The following is a 17,992-nucleotide window of genomic DNA, read 5'->3' as shown; positions in this document are numbered from 1 at the left end:
AGCAACCAATAGAAATGAACAGGTGCTTCTGTCTAGGGTTGATGGTTAAGCTTGAAGTTAATGATGACCTTTCCTAGGTGCCTCTTTATAAAGCCATCTCATTAACCTCTATAAATAGGGCGAGACCACCAAGGGCCTGCCTGTGCAACCAATCATTGCCCTTGACTTAAATCATCAAGATAACGTTGAGCCTTTTCAAAAAACTTCTCGTAATAATTTGCTTGAAAACCTTGGGCACGAGTTTGAATATTCTCCATTAGTTCTAAGCTTTTACCGGCTTGTCCATTCAACGTAGCAAGCAGATCCTGATAAATTGCTTCATATGTTTGAGGATGAATGCTTCTAAAAGTGTTAAAAACATGAAGGTAATAATAGTTTGGAGCAAAGAAGCCTGTACCAATAATGAAAGTTAAGGGATCTAAAATCTCTCGTAGAGATGGCAGCGTTTCCTTACTCTCATGTCTTATCGCCAAGTATTTCTTCGCAATAAGATTAATTGCCCTAGTGCGTGTAGGGGCATCAATTGTACACGGAAAATCAGCTCTAACAACTTGGTGTTCAAAGGGCTGGCACAGAGAATAATAAAGATTAAGATTAGGGCTGTCTGGTTGCATAAGCGGATGCACCCACCCGAAGGGGCTTTTCAGGAAAGCTTCAAATAATCTTTCCACCCTATTGCGAAGATTATTGTATTCATCAGCTTGGCTCCACGCGCACAAGGAGGCATCTATCATTTTCTCAATAGGCTCACTTGACGCGGATAAGCAGCTATTTGGCCTCTTCTCTGCGTCAATGAGTAAACGGGACCAAGCATAAAAGAGCCAAGCTTTGCTTCCTTCCAGCGGCTCAGCACACTCTTTAATTAAACAATTAACCCTATTAAAATAATCTTGAGCTTGCTTACGATCGACAAACAAAAGATATGGCCTGGCTGAAATATTGTCTCTTACTTCTATCCCCTGGTAATAAAGCCTCCCTAGATAGAAACAGGCTCGCCAATTATCTGGCGCATACTGCGCAATTAGCGTCACTAAGTGCTTTATTATCTCTTCTCTCTTCTGAACAAATTGCTTCTCACTTTTTTCAAAGTGTTTCTTGAGTTCAGGATTTCCTTTGGCACACCATTCAGCCATTTCTTCATCTGATAGAGAAAAATAATCTCTTCTTATTAACTCGATAGCTCTTATAAATACTGATAATGCCTGCTCCTGTTCAGCGGGTGCAAGTGAGGCGCCAAAAAGTTTCTCAAACTGGTAACACAGCGTAGATAATTCGTGCATCAGATTATTGGGTTCTAATTTCCATGAGGGAGGATGATTTAAATTTCTAAATCTTAAATTTCCCTCGCTCTTTTGCCATTCTTTTATATTTTGGCTTTGATCCTGAGCGTGTGAATAAGGCTGCCAATCAGGAACAGAGATAGGATCAGGGAAGCGTAAAAAGCGATTTTGCAAAACGTATAAGTAAGCCTGCTTACTTCCTTTAGCTAAAGCTTGTTCTAGCCATTTGTTGTAAGAATTGGCCCTTAATTATATGCTTGCTTCTCCCTGTCTCCTATTATAGCTTTTAACGATGTCAAACCATTTTGGGCAATTTTGGGACTGTTTATAGTTATCAATGGAAATACCACAAAAAGTATCCTTTTGCAGGCAATCCTTTATAAAGTTCTGAATTAAAATTTCTAACTCAATTATTGCTCGCCTCTGCAGAGCTTTATGACGAGTAATACCAATGGCTGCTAAAGCCTCAGGATGCTCTTCCCTTAGAGCCTTCTGGAGCTCTATCACACTATTGAAGGGGGTATTCTTTCTAGCTTCTCGATAATAAAGGTTTGCTTCTAAAGCAATACCATAAGCAAAAGGGCTAACGCGGCTAAGAGAGCACAAATCTTTAGAGTCTAACATTCCCGCAATCTTTACGAGTACTTCAACTGGGATGTGATGTCCACCTGCTGTCGTTGCTTCAAGAGAAAAAGGATTAAATTGCCGCGATTGATAAATTTCAGCAGTAAGATCTAGGTACTTCTTCATCTCTGCTAACGGTTTATACAGCATTGTTGCCATGAACGGTGAAAGCTTGTTAATAGCTCCCAGAAACTCCTCCAGCTCACGCCGATGACTTGAAAGCGCGGTCTCCGTTTCTACATCAGCAACATACTTAGCTATAAAACTCTTAGTATCTTCCGCTTCTGCTGGGATTATTCCTCTATCAGCCGATGAGGCAGCTTCCTTCTCCTCTTTACTCTCAACACTTTCTGCCTCTGAATTTTCAGCCCTGCCTCGAATCTGTTCTGTCCTAGCTCTTTTCTTTGAACGCTGCAGTTCCTGCTCTGCACATGCTTGTGACGCTGAGCGCCCTTTAATGGGACCCTCGTCTTGCTCCATGCTTGAAATATTAGTAATTGAGAAGCTCATCAAAGTTAAATTAGTGGTAACAGTTTCATTTTTAGTCTCATCGGTATTTACTCTACCTTGTTTAGGTATTATCAGTAGAAATACAATATAAAATTTAAGCCTCTTCTTTAGACTACCCCTATTTTTCCCAACAATCTGAGCATTTAAATGGCATTTTGCATACTGGTAAGAACAGGAACGCAATATATTAACCACCGCTATTATTGCTAAACAAGGCTCTTATTATAGCTTTAGAAGTTCTCGTACTCTTGCCTGGAGTTCAGGAATAACTTCAGCTTCAAACCACGGGTTGGTCTGGCACCAAGCAGTATTGCGCCAGCTCGGATGAGGCAGTGGGAAATAGGTAGGCAAATATTCTCGCCATGCATGAACAGTCTCAGCTAACGTACGTTTACGGCGGTTGCCTAAGTAATATGTTTGGGCATACTGACCAACCAGAAGAATTAAGTTAATATTTGGCAGGAAGGTTAGCATACGCTGGTGCCACAACGGGGCACATGCTTGCAAGGGCGGTAAATCGCCACCGCGCGGATTTCGGCCAGGATAGCAAAAGCCCATCGACATAATGGCGATGCGTTTATCGTTATAAAACTGATCGCGCGTAACATTTAGCCATTGCCGCAAACGGTCCCCACTGGGGTCATTAAAGGTTAACTTGGAATAATGGGCTTTTGTGCCTGGCGCTTGTCCCACAATCAAGATTTTGGCCTGAGGCGACAGTTGGACAATCGGGTTAGCACCTAAAGGTAACTGAGCCGCACAATTCTGGCAGGCCCGAAGCTTATTTAGGGCGACCTCGAAACTGTTATCTTGTTCGTCTGACTTACGGCTTTCCATGGAACTCAGTTAAATTTGCACTGTTTTAATATTTGGTAATTTATCCAAACTCTTGATATTAATTAACAGATTTTACCCAACAGGCCTGCAATAATCTTTGACTCTCTTTCTCTCTTTAAACAAGAGGATAAGGTCAACAAGATCAGTCTTCAAACTTTGTAGGAGGGTGATCTTACCGCTTAGTACGAGTCAGGGCAGCATTTTATAGTAATTGAGGACAGATATTGGGGCGAACCTGTCCTCAATAGCGTCTTCCTCTTTAAGCGCACAAACGCTTAACGTCAGTGATAATGCGCTGATGAAGAGAAGACGGCAACTTAGCCAGCATAGTAGCATAATATTTAGGATCTAATTCCCAACGCCCGATAATTGTCCCCCAGCGATCAGCCTCATCGATATACTTCTTTTCAACTAAAGCTTGGAGAGGCCACCCCCAACGGGCAAATAAATCATTTATAGGTTGATCCACAACTGTTACCACTGACTGGGCACCCATATCTTCGGCATGCTGAAACAGTGCGGATGCTAGCCATATTGCTAGAATATCGTCGGTTTTATTTTCGCCCTTCAGTCGATGGTGGCGCATCTTACAAAAACGGCTACTTTCCATAACAGCTGGATGCGTGATCGTCTTAGGGTCAAGCTTAAACTCACGAGAAAACTCAGTTAAGGTTAAGTTTGGCTCCATTGAATTGCGCAACCGTACTCCACCGATCACATTATCCTTATGGCAAAGTAATAAATAGGTGCTCCCTCCCCAGTCAAATTTATCCTGGTCACGGCCATCGGCGGTCAGTTTAATTTTCCATTTTCGTCGTTCACTAAAGGCGCCTTGTCGCACCATCTGATACTGCTGGATTTCGCCCATAAACACATGGTGATGATCAGGCATAACCCTCAGCATTTTATAGTCGTTGAGAATGTTGACCATTGTTAATCCTTTTGTTAGATCTAATCCTTCTTTGGGAAGCGTGGATCATCCACCAGGGTGCCAATATTATAACGGTCACGGTTCTTAAGGATCAATTTCCTAATAAATTGATAAGCCCGAGCCGGCCAAGTATCGCGCTGACCACGGAGAGCAGAGAATTTAACAGGGTTATAATTATCGTAGTCATCCATCATTATCATCTCCTTTTACAAAAATTTTTCATAAATCCAAAAATAATCCGAGCCGCCTACAATTTCCTCTAAATTAAGGAAAAATTTTTCCTGTTGACTTAAGCAAGACAATAAGATTAACTATTTAGACAATTAAATAAGGACCACAATTTTGTTAAACACTTCCTCCTTCATTTATTTCTGCTATTTCTATGCGCCAAAGCGCGCATAATATTATTTTATTTACTATTTTCATTTAAAAATTAAGTACATTTCAAAGAATTAGGCCTGTATTTGGCTTGATAGGTTGTGTTATGGGAAAAGTTTTCGGATCGAGCTGCTTAATTGCAGGAACGGCCATTGGGGCGGGGATGCTAGCCCTGCCGATGGTGTTAATAAAAATTGGATTACAAGAAGCAGTTGTGTTAATGATCGCCATTTGGGGGCTTGCTTACTACTCGGCACTTCTAGGTTCAGAATTAAATTTGCGGGCAGCTACCCCCCTTTCAATCGGAGGTTTAGCTCGACGCTTTAGTGGCCCTAAAGCTGAGTGGATCGGCCAAACCGCGTTGCTGCTTTTATGCTATGCCTTACTATCTTCCTATTTAAATGGATGCAGTTCTGTTCTCGCTTCTCTTTGGCAAGGCATAGCGCCTCTAACTGCCCCTGGTGCTCAAGAATTACTGTTAATTATCGCTATCCTGATCGGCTGTTTATTGTTAGCACCCCTACAATGGGTTGACTCTATCAATCGGCTATTATTTGCTGGAATGCTGCTGGTTCTCTTGATTGCTTGTGGAGCCCTAACCAGCTTTATTAATCTAAACCGGGAAATCTCACTTATATTTCAGCCAGGCCAGTCTCTTTCTATAATTCAGGCGATCCCCATCGTCTTCACCTCCTTCGGGTTTCAGATTATTTTTCACACCATTAGTAAATATCTGGATATGGATGCGACTAAAATTAAAAGATCTTTCTTTTATGGCAGTCTTATTCCAGCCCTAGTGTATATAAGTTGGACTGTCATTAGTTTGGTTTTTATTGCCAGCCATCAACCTGACCTTTTTTCACAACTAAGAGAGCATCCCCGCGACGTCGGAGATTTTATTAATATCTTATGTCAAGCAGCTGCATTGCCGGGTCTTAAATTATTATCCTGGGGTTTGGCAGTTTTAGCTATCCTCACCTCAGCAATTGGGGTCGGCCTTGGGCTTAGCCATACCTGGCAAAACCTAATCAAAAGTCGCTTCTGGAGCATGGCTTTGACTATTATTCCCCCCTACTTAGTGGTGCAGCAAATCCCCCACGTCTTTATCGGCGCCTTAGGTTTTGCTGGCATGGTCTTGGTCGTGTTAGCTTTACTGCTTCCTTTATATCTGCTTTACCGTTCAGATACGACCACTCAGAGTCATTACCAGATTCTGGATAATAAATTAATTCGCATTCTTATAATTATAATCAGTTTAGGCATTATCCTCATTGAGATACTTAATCTTATAGAGTGCCTGTAAAAAGAAAGGTGTAATATACAGATGAATAAAACCTTTGGATCGACCTGCATGATTGCAGGCACAGCTATCGGAGCCGGCATGATTGCCCTACCGATGACCTTAGCCAAGCTTGGCACCATCGCCACCTTGGGTTTAATTAGTGTAACGTGGATGATTGTCTATTACTCTGCGTTATTAGGCACAGAGCTTACGATTCGCAGGGGTGAAAGCCTAACCTTAAGTGAGATTGCTCGCCGCATCAGCGGGCGAGGCGCCGAGATGATAGCCATCGGCTGTATTATGACGCTATCTTACGCTTTACTTGCCGCCTATTTATATGGTGGCAGCTCAATCACCCACACCTTATTTAAGGTTACTGTCGAGCAAGAGGTACCTCTCCCCCTTATCTTAAAGATGGCCGCGGCGTTACTATGTCTATTTTTAACATTGGGGATTAAATGGATTGATTATATTAATCGTCTGTTATTTTTTACTTTAATCGGTTTACTGATTGGCACGATTGGGGGATTAGGTGTTGATCTCGAGATAAAAACGCTTCCTTCTATGACAACTACCCTAGTAGAGATGAAAACTTGGACGGTGGCTATTCCAGTCATCTTTACTTCCTTTGGGTTCCAAATGATGATCCCAGCCATATCTGGTTATCTGAATCGCGATGCCATCCAGATCCGACGGGCATTTTTCTGGGGAAGCCTTATTCCCGTGGTTGTTTACTTAACCTGGACAATGACCACACTTGGCACTTTGACCACAAAGGCACCTGCTCTATTTGACGAGATTATTGCCACCAATGTAGAGGTGGGCGACTTTGTGCAAATGGTGTCCAAGGCCGCTTCCTGGTCTCACCTCCAACTCTTAGTGTGGGGAGTCTCATTTTTTGCAATTGTTACCTCTGCCTTAGGCGTGGCTTTAGGATTAGTTGATATCTGGCAAAAGCTTCTGCCTGGCTCGACCTACCGCTGCTGGCAGCGCTTAGGTGCTGCGTTAATCACCGTAGCACCACCTTTCGCCATCGCTTTATTGACGCCAGGGGCCTTTATTAAAGCTTTGGGGTTTGCCGGAATGATTCTGGTTATTATTGCTATCATTTTACCAACCTACTTGATCTTTAAGGATCGCACCTGTGTCGAAGCAACCTGCTATAGAATTTGCCAGAGCCCTTTTATTCGTTGGCTGGGGGCAACCTTTGCCTTGGGGCTCATAATCTGTGAGCTCTATAATATGTTAGGTTAGCCCTAAGCGCCAATATTTAGGGATAGCCCTGCTTTCCTACTGTCTCCTTCTACGGATGACAAGAGGAAAGCTTTTTTATAGCCTATAACACCTTCTTTCACCGTTCATTGCTTAACAATAATGGAGTGGCTTTAATTCAGCCCCGTCTCTAAGCGAGGCCGCGACTAGCTTGTTATTATAATGACTTCTGCCTCTAAAGGATGGCATAGAATGGCAAAATTTATGCAAAACTCTCAATTAAAGAAGGTATAATTGGATTAATACAACCCTAGCAACGGATTAGTTTTATATGCTAAAGCAATATTTCTTTAAAGATAAGTGGCTATTTTCTTCAGTCCAAATAAGGCATTCCTTATCTCTTTTAAGTCGCTTCTTGATGGTTCCTTACCTTCTTATCGGTAGTGTTAGCTGCCATGATGGCCAGTCCTCAAACAACGATGATAATTCTAAGCCGATTTCATTAAAACTAAACCTAGATCGATTCAGCGTTGGCACAATTGATGACAAGGCAATGAGCAGCTTTAACAGCAGCGATAATAACGCAGCAATCTCCGGCTTTGAAAAACTAATCTATGGGAACCGGCCTCTTGCGGCTACAGGCATTTATCCTACACGACGTTCCTGGATTAATAGTTGCGGGCTGGAGGACGATGTTCCAGAAGCCCCTGATACTTTACCGAGCTCAACCCACAGATTATTACCAGATCACCCTGTTTATCAGCCCCAAAGCCGAGGCGTTGGTTATACGATTACTACCTCAATTACGGCTGGCATCTCTCTATCTAGGAAAGTCTCCGTTATGAGCGGCAAATTAAGTGACAATGGCAAATTAAGCAGCTCCGAAATTATTATTGCCGCAGACGCCGCCTTAATCGCTAAAGGTCCGCTTCATAGCTTGCAAAATTCTGGTTCTCTTAAACTTAGCACGTCTATTAGCACGCTGCAGGTCTTAACCAACTTCGACAATACTAATGGCATTTTTAACTGTGAAATTAATGATGCTGGACAATCAGATTTCCTTACGGTCATGGACACTGCGGTTTTGGGAGGCACTCTCAATATTTTACCTCACCCGGGAGATTACAGCGCGCCAGTCTTATATACAATTTTAACAGCAATCAATCCAATTGTCGGCCATTTTACCGCCGTCACTTGTCCGGTTGCCTCCTTAAGTTTCACGATAAACTATTTATCTAACAGTGTTGTCTTAACAGCTGTCGATCAGGGATCCTAAACCTCTTTAAAGAGCCTTATGCCAGGAAGAGTAATAGAGTACAGCCGACCATTTAATCTGCGGACATCAATAGATTAGCCTTAAATTAACAGGGGAGTGCTCTTGGGCCCCTTTCCATTATGTCCACAGACTGGCTTATTATTCTATACGAGAAGGACTATGGTCTGGAGTTATTTAGGACGAGGAATGGATTCCTTTTCCAAATCCAGATTAAGAAGGTGCCGTTTTAACACAAACTGCGGGTGTTAAAAATTATTCATACCAATGGTTCTCAATGTTTAGAATTTACGGCCGTATCTCAATAGTGGCTCCCACCTGGGTGGACTTAAAAATTTCATCCATTTCTTCATTTGTAACCGCAATACATCCCTGCGTCCAATCTCTGAGGAGATGGGTTTTTCCGAGCCAGGCAAAACCGTCACCAAGTCCATGAATCATAATATCACCCCCCGGATTTACACAGTTTTTTTTGGCACAGATAAGATCTTGAGGATTAGGATAAGAAATGCGTAATGCTTTATAATAGCGGCTCTTGGGATTCTTGCCACTAATTTTGTACTGTCCTTCGGGGGTTCGACAATCCCCTTGCTTTTGCTTATGGCCGACTGGATTTCTTCCAAGTGCGATCTTATAAGTCTTAACAGCTTTAGCGCCACAACATAAATGCATGCTGCGTTTAGATTTTTCAACGACGATGCGGTCTACTGAGTCTGCTTTAAGGTACTGCGAATCATCGCATCCACAACAAGAAAAAAGGTTAAACACCCATAGCAGTCTGCAAATTAACTTGCTTACCATTGTGTTTAACCCCTAGCTTAAATTAATCAGACAAACGTCACCCTATTAGCGGGTGCGATCAGCAATAACGCGGGCACGGCTAGCATTAATGCGTCCACCAAAGCTTACTGTTGTGCGGTTGCCTTGTTGAAGCGGCATAATGACAAGAACGCGCTGTCCAACCATTAATTCTGGATCTTTGCCTTGAGCAATTGTCATGAGACGACCATTATCTAGGTCGATCTGATACTCGAAACCTTCTTGCTCAGTTAAGGATTGCTCAGCAAAGTGTCCGGCTACCGCTCCTGCCAACGCCCCAACAGCGGCTCCGGCTAATTGTCCACTGCCTTTACCGAATTGAGAGCCCGCGACCACACCAGTGACCCCACCAATGCCAGCGCCAACGCCAGGATCATTTTGATGCTCTGGATCTTTCATGTTAATGCGTACGACCCGCTTTCCTACAATGACACCTCGCAGTGTATCACTGACTTCACCACTACCAGCAACAGAATAATCGCTACCACCAATACGGGGAGCACAGCCTGTCATATTAACGGCAGCTAAAAGAGCAACGGAAAGCATAAGAATTTTTTTCATGTTTTCACCTAAAGTTTTGTATATGAGCACACTTTACATATAGGAATCACTTTTACGTTTTGCAAGAAAAAATCTTTTTAATAAATTACTAGCTTCCTGTTCATTTATTCCCGATACTACTTCCGGCCGATGCAGGCAGGTTGGGGCCTGAAAAATTCTCGGGCCGTGATCGACCGCTCCCCCTTTAGGGTCATAGGCACCGTAAAACACGCGCCTAAGGCGAGCATGGCTTATAGCGCCTGCGCACATAGCACAAGGCTCCAAAGTTACATACAGATCGCACTCGCTTAATCGCCCTTGACCTAACATTTGACAAGCGTGCTTAATAGCAAGCATCTCCGCATGGGCCGTGGGGTCCCCTAAGCACTGGGTTAAATTATGCGCAGCCGCAATCACCCTATTATTATAGACAATGATTGCCCCCACCGGCACTTCATCTTTATTTATAGCTTGATACGCTTGCTCTAAAGCCTGTTGCATATACGATGATTTCATAAATATGAACAATTGATTAATTTTTCAGCATATATTTTAACTATCTGAAATTTTAGTAGAAAAACAAGATATAAAACGCAGACTCACAACCTTATCCACAGCTTTTGTTGAAAACATGTCCCCGTGTTTTATGTTATGGCACTGAAAGAACGAGCTTAAAAATTTGCCGAAATTAACTATTTTTTGTAGAATTCAGTTTTCTGGCTACCCCATGAGCGTGATTAAAACTTATCAGTAAAATTCTGTTAAGAGCGCCTTTGATAGACACGTTATTTTTTGACAGTTTATTCTCTTGATATAATAAGCTTCTCTTCCCATTTATCTTTTAATACCAACTATCATAAAAGACTTACTATGCCCTTTTTTACAACTCTCTTTTCTTCAGACAGCAAAGCCGCTAATAGCTCACGTCCATTAAAAGTGATTCTGTGTCTAAGCGTAATATGCTTAGGCTCCCAGCACGCTTCAGCGGCATCGCCAAGGGGGAATTCTAATAGCTCCCAGCAAGATTCAAAGTCCGTTATGGATAACAACCAATCTGCAATGCTCTTACCGATCAACCACTTGCATATGCATGATCCTCAAGCCAAGCAAGTCACCCTTTCCTTAAAAGTTCCTAAGGGTTTTAAGCCACTACAAAGCATGAGCCAACCTTCCACTCTACTAGAATTTATTCCTAAAGACGAGGATCCGTTCAAGTGGTCTCAAATCTTGACTGTATCGCCCTATATGGGGCAACAGATTCAAGCTGCGAACTATGTGAGCCTTCTAAGTCAAAGGCTATGTCTCAAAGCTGGAGCGTCAGTCATTCAGAAGCTTAGTACGCATAAGTATGATCTATATGACATAGCCGAGGCAGCATTGACCTATACGAGCGATGGCCGCAAGGAAGTTATCTATCTGCGCGTCTATGCAGGCCCCATTGATTCGGTCGCTTTACAATATACTGTGGTTGTTAAAGAACAAGAAAGCGCACAAACAGCATTAAAGCGAGCTCAAACCCAGCTGGGGGCCATATCTTCCCTCATTAACGCTAAAATGGTCAACGGTGAATGGGTTAGCAACCAATAATTAACGCATGCCTTTGTCAAGAGGACCGTCCCGACTAACAACTAGCTCTTTGATACCTGTCAAAGGTAAACGGTCATGCAATTCTTGCCAAGATCCTAAAGCCCACCGATGGCTTCTAGCAAACTTAACGTTTGAATCTCCTCGAGCGTTTGGGAGCAGCAGTGGACAACCTGGCGGTTGTCCTCATAAGATTATCATTGCTTAAATGACAAATTGGTGGTCGGTTGTCCTAAAAATCTAGTCAAGCAACCATCTTTGCGGGGTACAACACAGTTAACTCTCGTTGAGCTACTATTTTTTGTCATTAAGTCCTGCATTAACAAACAAGAAATAAAGATAAGCTAACCTTCCAGCTACCCCAGGATGGCAGCCCCCATTCGTATTAAGATTATCCGCTAATATTATGCTAAGAATAGTCAGGGCAGCATCACCATACCTTTCTGCAACCAGAAATGTATTGGAAAAAAGCTCCTGCAGGTTTACCCCCGTCTCTCCATCTATAGGAGTTTGCCAATAAATGCGAATTTTGCTTAGGATACTAGCTATTGCCACTTTATAAGGAGCCAGCCCCTCATTTTTATCCAGAAATTTATTTATCTGACTAATTATTCCTTCTAGCCCAATGGTTCTATGAGAAGTAATTCCCAGATATTTCTGCTCCAGTTCACGCATAGCTGGGTAATGGTTACGGGCAAAAGTACGTGTCATCCCGTGAACATCTAAATCCATTTTTAATTCCTGAACAGCGGCTACAGCTTGATTTAGAATTTGTTGATCGCGTGACGACAAGGGGACTTTTAGAGCTGGAATACTATATTCGCCGCCGCCGCCGCTGCCAAAAGCTATCTCTTCTACCATCGTTTGAGCAAGCGCAGCCGCAACAGCGAAATCGTTACTTATATCTTCTCGAGGATGGAGCGTCATGTCCGCTAAACTTCTTGCCAGCTGTTCATCTTTAAACATTTGCAGCTGCTTTTGTTCTTCGGCCGCAAGCTTTTTGGCTAAGCGGTAAGATTGCTCTTCCATTTCTAGTTGAACGTTTGGATTAACTCGTCCTGTTTGGGAGCGGGCGTGTAACCGCGCGCTTAGTTCACTGAGAAAAGGATTGATAGATTGAGAAGCTGCACCTGTCGGAACAGGCCTGTAATTTCTTTGTGGCACCGGAGCCTGCATGCTAGGCAAAGCCGACCGAGCAGGAGGCTGCTGAGCTTGCATCAATTTATAGACTTCTCTGGCAAGGGCGCTAGAGGACAAAATATTATTATCATCAAATATTTCTTGCACAAATGCTCTCAACTGACGCGGATCATCCAGACTCTTTTTCGAGAATTCCTCAGTCGCATGGAGAAGAATCTGCTCTGCACCTGCCTCAGCACTGCCTATCTCACTACCTATCTCACTGCCTAAAGTAGAAGAATTAAGAAGTGTTGTTAACACTAAAACACTAGTAATTTTACTTATATTATTCATTATATACTCTTAAAAACTTATTTAATAAAAAAATTTCCATTAAAATTTAAATAGGAATAAATCCAATACTTTTCAAGAAATATTTACTTATGAAGGAAATAAAGTTAATAAATAAATTTAGTTTTTTAAAAGAATAAGACGGTTTTACTCTCGTTATCTTTCACAGGAATAAGCTCTCCTAGAATCTAAAGATTGTCTAAGCTAAAGGGATTTAGTCTATTCTCTGGCCATCCACCTACCAGACTACCAACCAATGATAAAGCGAGTTCACCCCCCAACTTAAGCGACCAGCCTCAGTTCCTGAGGTTAAATTGATTAACTAGGAAGGCAATAGCACCCTATGATTAATGCCTACCTTTAACAAGGAAGCGGTCACTATTGAATACCAGCGCTCTGTATCCCGGCTCTCTGATGTAGGTCGCTGGGCAAACGCTTGCGCAATTCTGCCGAAGATCCTAAAGCGGATTGATGGCTTTGGACAAACTTACCGGCTTGATCCACCAGAGAGGCTGGTTGCAAAGGCGGGCACACGACGGCACAATTGTGGGGATCATTTTCACAAGATAAAAGCTTAGGGAGGGAGAATTCCTGTGGGGCTGTGTTCAAATTATCCATTTTACATTGATTGGCGGCAGGATAAGCTGCCAAACTAATGCGCCCCGAGAAAGTTATATAGGCGTTGTCACTCCCAAGCGTATAAATGCATAAAAGCTCAAAGCCATCTTTCAATATTTTACCTTCAGCCCACCTTAGTTTAGTGGCTAAATAGGGCATATTTTCCCCCTTGAACGTGAAAATAATACCAGCGTAAATAAAAGAAAGCGCGCCAGGTTGGTACCTAGCTGCACTCTGAGCTTGGGCGACTACCGCGGCTGGAGGACACAAGTAAATCTTCTTGGGAGTTTCTAAATTATCATCTGCTTGCACGCCCGCATACAAAGATAAAATTGACAACAGCCTTTCCATTTCTTTCTCCACAAAAATATTTACCTCCTTGTTATAAGTTAAAATTATTAATGTTTTGTCAATCTGAGGCAAATTAGGAAGGATGATGCAGCTATATTTTATTTTTAAAGGGCCCCTTCCTAAGTCCGACATGCTAAAAAATAGTTAACAACCCCTCCCTTGCGAAATGCGAGTTTTTCCTTAAGTTTTTTTAAAGGATTCCAATTGTACCCTAAAGTATAACACCGTTTGATTGTCTTTTTTGAATGATTACGGGACAATAAAATTGAAGTATTTTTATTCAGGGGGCAAAAATGCGCACAGAAACCGATTCTATGGGTGAAGTTACCATTCCAGAAGGGAAGTATTGGGGAGCTCAAACCGAAAGATCACGGCAAAATTTTCGGATCGGCAATCAACGTATGCCTCTGGGGATTATTCGCGGTCTGGGCATCCAAAAATACTGCGCCGCAATGGCCAATAAGCAGTTAGGAACCTTAAATATAGAAATCACCGATGCCATTATTCAGGCTGCCGAAGAGGTTGTCCATGGCAAATGGGATAATCATTTTCCTCTGGTCGTTTGGCAAACAGGCTCAGGCACCCAATCCAACATGAATGCCAACGAGGTTATTGCTAACCGCGCCTGTGAAATTCTTGGATATCCGATCGGCCAGAAAAAGCCTGTTCACCCTAATGATCATGTTAATTACGGTCAATCGTCCAATGATACTTTTCCCACTGTTATGCACATTGCCGTCGCCTCAGAGGCGCACCAGAAATTATTACCGGCCTTACGCAAATTTCATAAGGCCTTAGCTGCAAAATCTCATGAATTCTCTTCCCTAATTAAAGTTGGCCGGACTCATCTTCAAGATGCTACCCCTGTGACTTTAGGGCAGGAATTTTCAGGATATGCTGCTCAAATTGAGGCCAATATCGACCGTATAGAATATGCATTGAAAAGTGTTTATGGATTGGCCCAAGGAGGCACTGCTGTCGGCACGGGCATCAACTGCCCGCCTGGCTTTGCTGAAGCTTTTGCAGAAAATGTTGCCAAATTTACTGGACTTCCCTTTTACACAGCTAAGAATAAATTTGAGGCCTTAGCTTGCCATGATGCTCTCGTTGCCTTTTCAGGTGCTTTAAATGTGTTAGCTGCCAGCTGCATGAAGATTGCCAATGATATCCGTTGGCTTGGCTCTGGCCCACGCTGTGGACTGGGAGAGATTGAACTCCCTGAAAATGAGCCTGGCTCGTCTATTATGCCTGGCAAAGTTAACCCGACCCAAGCTGAAGCAATGACCATGGTCTGCTGTCAAGTTATGGGCAACCATGTAGCTGTTAGCATGGCCGGGAGCCAAGGCAATTTTGAGCTGAATGTTTATAAGCCAGTGATTGCGGCTAACATCTTGCATTCGCTTAATCTGTTGGCAGATAGCTGTGATAGCTTTGTGGAAAAGTGCTTGCAAGGGATTAAAGCAAACCCAGCTAAACTGCAACAAAATCTTGATAACTCATTGATGCTGGTAACTGCTTTAAACCCAGTGATTGGTTATGATAATGCCGCCAAGGTAGCCAAAAAGGCTTTACGGGACGATATAACTTTGGCCGATGCAGCAGAAGCATTAGGGCTGCTTAATAGAGAAGAGTTTTCTAAGCATGTTGTTCCCCAGAACATGCTTGGCAATGACAGCTGCGCGACCCGTTAAGCAACCCTGACCGATGAAAACCTCTCACTGCCGACTCGCTGCTGAGAGGTCTTTCCCCTCGCCTTCATCAACAGTCACCTTGATTAGCTTACCTATCTTCACTCGCCCTTATTAAGGACTAGAATTAGCCGATCCGAGTCATCCCTTTCGGCAGTTTTCTTTAAAGAGGCAACAAAGCTGTCCTATTAAGTATTAATCAATAAAAAAGGCAGCCAACTAAGGCCGCCCTTCTGATCAAATTAGAAGTCAATGGTGCATTAAGCTTCGGCAGCGTTGCTATCCTGAGTAGAGTTTTTGGTTGCTTGCAAGGCTTTTATGCTTAACTTAACTTTGCCACGATCATCAAAGCCTACAACTTTAACTTTAACTTCGTCACCTACTTGCACCACATCGGTCACCTTGGCAACCCGTTCAGTTGCTAATTCACTAATATGAACCAGTCCATCACGGTTACCCATAAAGTTAACAAAGGCGCCAAAATCCATAACCTTAACAACTTTACCCGTATAGATTTCACCGACGACCGGATCACAGGCAATATTGCGAATCATTGATTTTGCTGTTTCAATCGACTTGCTATCAAAGCCGGAAATATTAACAACACCTTCATCATCAATATCGATCCGTGCCCCTGATACCTCACAAATTTCACGGATGGTTTTCCCACCTGGTCCGATAATATCGCGGATTTTATCACGATTAATCGGCATAGAAGTCATTTGCGGGGCATGCTCACTCACCGATTGGCGAGAACTAGAGAGAGCTTTTGCCATCTCGCCGAGGATATGTAAGCGACCGTCTTTAGCTTGCTCTAAGGCAGCCTTCATAATCTCTGACGTGATACTGGTAATCTTGATGTCCATCTGGAGCGCAGTTATACCAACTTCAGTTCCAGCCACCTTAAAGTCCATATCGCCGAGATGGTCTTCATCACCAAGGATATCTGTTAATACGGCGAATTTCTTACCCTCTTTGACCAGTCCCATGGCAATACCTGCCACCGAACGCGGCAGTGGCACACCCGCATCCATCAAGGATAAGGAAGTACCACAAACGGTAGCCATCGAAGAGGAGCCGTTGGATTCCGTGATTTCTGCAACCGTACGCACCGTATAAGGGAATTGGTCCTTAGTTGGCAGTAAGGGCCGGATTGCCCGCCAAGCCAGTTTACCGTGACCAATTTCGCGGCGGCCGGGGCCTGACATGCGTCCAGTTTCATTCACTGAGAAGGGCGGGAAATTGTAATGTAGCATAAAGCGTTCCCGGTATTCTCCCTCTAAGGCATCAATCATTTGCTCATCTTGGGCAGTTCCCAGCGTAGAAACTACAAGGGCTTGTGTCTCACCGCGGGTAAATAGAGTACTACCATGGGTACGTGGCAAAACGCCCACTTGCACGTCAATGGGACGCACTGTTTTTAAATCGCGGCCATCAACGCGCTTACCCTGCCCGAGAATATCAGCGCGGACCACTTCTGATTTCAAAGCTTCAAAAGCCATATCAAAGTTAAGTTCTTGCCCTTCCAAAACCCCAACTTTTTCAAGTACCTTCTCGTAAGCCGCATCAACTGCAGCGTAGCGCTCTGCCTTTGTAGTAATGCTGTAAGCTTTCTTTAAGTCTTTCTCAATGGTTTTTTTAATCTTCTTGTAAAGATCTTGGTAGTCTTCACCAAGGCCGGTGACTGTCCAGTCTTTCTTGCCAGCTTTTTTCTTGAGGCTTTTAATGGCTTTAATGATGGGCTGGAAAGCCGCATGACCAAAATCTACCGCTCCTAGCATGACTTCTTCAGGGAGCTCTTTAGCCTCGGATTCGACCATCAGCACCCCTTCTGCTGTTCCGGCAACAAACAAGTCTAATTTAGAAGCAGCAGCTTGCTCTGGGGTAGGATTCAGCACATATGCCCCATCTACATAACCGACTGACGCTCCAGCAATTGGACCTAAAAAGGGCAATCCTGACAGAGCGAGAGCGGCAGAGGCTCCAATCATCGCTGGAATTGCGGGATCGTTAATCAGATCATGACTGAGAACCGTACAAACAACCTGAACTTCGTTAAAGAATCCTTCTGGGAAGAGAGGGCGCAGAGGCCGGTCAATCAAGCGCGAGTTTAAAACTTCTTTTTCTGTTGGCTTACCTTCGCGCTTATTAAAGCCACCCGGAATCCGACCAACCGCAAAGGTCTTTTCTAGATAATGAACCGACAAGGGAAAGAAACTTTGACCGGCAGCAACTTTGCGGGAGGCAACCACGGTACATAATACCGAGGTATCACCATAACTCGCAACAACAGCACCATCGGCTTGACGTGCAATTCGGCCTGTTTCCAGGACTAGTTTGCGACCAGCGAAGTCAATTTCTTCGCGACTAATTTTGAAAAACTCTGACATATATTTTGTTTCCTTTTTAAAGAGTTGGCAGATTACGTTGCGGAAACGTAGGGAGAGAGAGCCTTTTATCTTGCTCGCTATCGCTGCGTTCCCTGTATCTACCCTTAATTAAACAACAGCGGGGAGTTCCTTCTAATCAGAACTCCCCGCCCTTTTACAATTACACTTTAATTACTTGCAGCATAAAGCGCTGGACGCTTAAATA

At 43.4% G+C, this 17,992-nt stretch carries 16 protein-coding genes; 5 read left to right on the top strand and 11 right to left on the bottom strand.

The window, feature by feature from the left end:
- Nucleotides 1-152: 152 nt before the first annotated feature.
- The 5 genes from HMO_RS0104240 to HMO_RS16980 all read right to left on the bottom strand — a co-directional run bounded on the left by HMO_RS0104240 (nucleotide 153) and on the right by HMO_RS16980 (nucleotide 4,376).
- Complete coding sequence (locus tag HMO_RS0104240; protein WP_010299050.1) at nucleotides 153-1,454, bottom strand: hypothetical protein; 1,302 nt, start codon at nucleotides 1,452-1,454, stop codon at nucleotides 153-155.
- Nucleotides 1,455-1,529: 75 nt separating this feature from the next.
- Nucleotides 1,530-2,597: an F-box-like domain-containing protein gene (locus HMO_RS0104235; protein WP_139016825.1), complete on the bottom strand. Its 1,068-nt coding sequence runs from the start codon at nucleotides 2,595-2,597 to the stop codon at nucleotides 1,530-1,532.
- Between the two features lie 39 nt (nucleotides 2,598-2,636).
- Nucleotides 2,637-3,251: a uracil-DNA glycosylase family protein gene (locus tag HMO_RS0104230; protein WP_010299045.1), complete on the bottom strand. Its 615-nt coding sequence runs from the start codon at nucleotides 3,249-3,251 to the stop codon at nucleotides 2,637-2,639.
- A gap of 259 nt (nucleotides 3,252-3,510) precedes the next feature.
- Complete coding sequence (locus HMO_RS0104225) at nucleotides 3,511-4,182, bottom strand: acyl-homoserine-lactone synthase (protein WP_010299041.1); 672 nt, start codon at nucleotides 4,180-4,182, stop codon at nucleotides 3,511-3,513.
- Between the two features lie 20 nt (nucleotides 4,183-4,202).
- On the bottom strand, nucleotides 4,203-4,376 hold the full coding sequence (locus HMO_RS16980; protein ID WP_175282087.1) for a hypothetical protein: 174 nt from the start codon (nucleotides 4,374-4,376) through the stop codon (nucleotides 4,203-4,205).
- A 290-nt stretch (nucleotides 4,377-4,666) separates the two neighbouring features.
- Between HMO_RS16980 and HMO_RS0104215 the strand changes: the two genes are divergently transcribed.
- The 3 genes from HMO_RS0104215 to HMO_RS0104205 all read left to right on the top strand — a co-directional run bounded on the left by HMO_RS0104215 (nucleotide 4,667) and on the right by HMO_RS0104205 (nucleotide 8,330).
- Entirely contained in the window at nucleotides 4,667-5,863 is a 1,197-nt protein-coding gene (locus tag HMO_RS0104215; RefSeq protein ID WP_010299037.1) for an aromatic amino acid transport family protein, read from the top strand.
- Nucleotides 5,864-5,884: 21 nt separating this feature from the next.
- Entirely contained in the window at nucleotides 5,885-7,096 is a 1,212-nt protein-coding gene (locus tag HMO_RS0104210) for an amino acid permease (RefSeq protein ID WP_010299032.1), read from the top strand.
- Between the two features lie 289 nt (nucleotides 7,097-7,385).
- Nucleotides 7,386-8,330 carry a hypothetical protein gene (locus tag HMO_RS0104205; RefSeq protein ID WP_010299030.1) on the top strand — a complete coding sequence of 315 codons (945 nt, stop codon included), beginning with the start codon at nucleotides 7,386-7,388 and terminating at the stop codon, nucleotides 8,328-8,330.
- A gap of 285 nt (nucleotides 8,331-8,615) precedes the next feature.
- Here HMO_RS0104205 and HMO_RS0104200 read toward each other — a convergent pair whose 3' ends face one another.
- Genes HMO_RS0104200 through HMO_RS0104190 form a run of 3 tightly spaced genes read right to left on the bottom strand, consistent with a single transcriptional unit; the run spans nucleotide 8,616 to nucleotide 10,202 of the window.
- Nucleotides 8,616-9,128 (bottom strand): L,D-transpeptidase family protein, encoded by a 513-nt coding sequence (locus tag HMO_RS0104200; protein WP_010299027.1) that lies wholly within the window; start codon nucleotides 9,126-9,128, stop codon nucleotides 8,616-8,618.
- A gap of 45 nt (nucleotides 9,129-9,173) precedes the next feature.
- Nucleotides 9,174-9,707, bottom strand: a complete 534-nt coding sequence (locus HMO_RS13730; protein WP_010299025.1) for an outer membrane lipoprotein — start codon at nucleotides 9,705-9,707, stop codon at nucleotides 9,174-9,176.
- 33 nt (nucleotides 9,708-9,740) lie between these two features.
- The gene (locus HMO_RS0104190; protein ID WP_217490983.1) at nucleotides 9,741-10,202 is read right to left on the bottom strand and encodes a nucleoside deaminase; all 462 of its coding nucleotides are present in this window, start codon (nucleotides 10,200-10,202) and stop codon (nucleotides 9,741-9,743) included.
- Between the two features lie 522 nt (nucleotides 10,203-10,724).
- Here HMO_RS0104190 and HMO_RS0104185 point away from each other — a divergent pair.
- The gene (locus tag HMO_RS0104185) at nucleotides 10,725-11,273 is read left to right on the top strand and encodes a hypothetical protein (RefSeq protein WP_139016824.1); all 549 of its coding nucleotides are present in this window, start codon (nucleotides 10,725-10,727) and stop codon (nucleotides 11,271-11,273) included.
- Nucleotides 11,274-11,564: 291 nt separating this feature from the next.
- Here HMO_RS0104185 and HMO_RS0104180 read toward each other — a convergent pair whose 3' ends face one another.
- Nucleotides 11,565-12,743, bottom strand: a complete 1,179-nt coding sequence (locus tag HMO_RS0104180) for a hypothetical protein (protein WP_010299016.1) — start codon at nucleotides 12,741-12,743, stop codon at nucleotides 11,565-11,567.
- Nucleotides 12,744-13,118: 375 nt separating this feature from the next.
- On the bottom strand, nucleotides 13,119-13,709 hold the full coding sequence (locus HMO_RS0104175; RefSeq protein ID WP_139016823.1) for a hypothetical protein: 591 nt from the start codon (nucleotides 13,707-13,709) through the stop codon (nucleotides 13,119-13,121).
- A 293-nt stretch (nucleotides 13,710-14,002) separates the two neighbouring features.
- Between HMO_RS0104175 and fumC the strand changes: the two genes are divergently transcribed.
- Nucleotides 14,003-15,400: a class II fumarate hydratase gene (fumC, locus tag HMO_RS0104170; protein ID WP_010299010.1), complete on the top strand. Its 1,398-nt coding sequence runs from the start codon at nucleotides 14,003-14,005 to the stop codon at nucleotides 15,398-15,400.
- Nucleotides 15,401-15,657: 257 nt separating this feature from the next.
- Here the strand turns inward: fumC and pnp are convergent, their stop codons facing one another.
- Nucleotides 15,658-17,787 carry a polyribonucleotide nucleotidyltransferase gene (gene pnp / locus HMO_RS0104165; RefSeq protein ID WP_010299008.1) on the bottom strand — a complete coding sequence of 710 codons (2,130 nt, stop codon included), beginning with the start codon at nucleotides 17,785-17,787 and terminating at the stop codon, nucleotides 15,658-15,660.
- Nucleotides 17,788-17,992 lie beyond the last annotated feature (205 nt).

Source organism: Candidatus Odyssella thessalonicensis L13, from assembly GCF_000190415.1.
GTDB lineage: Bacteria > Pseudomonadota > Alphaproteobacteria > Paracaedibacterales > Paracaedibacteraceae > Paracaedibacter > Paracaedibacter thessalonicensis.
This window is presented reverse-complemented; position numbering and strand designations above follow the sequence as displayed.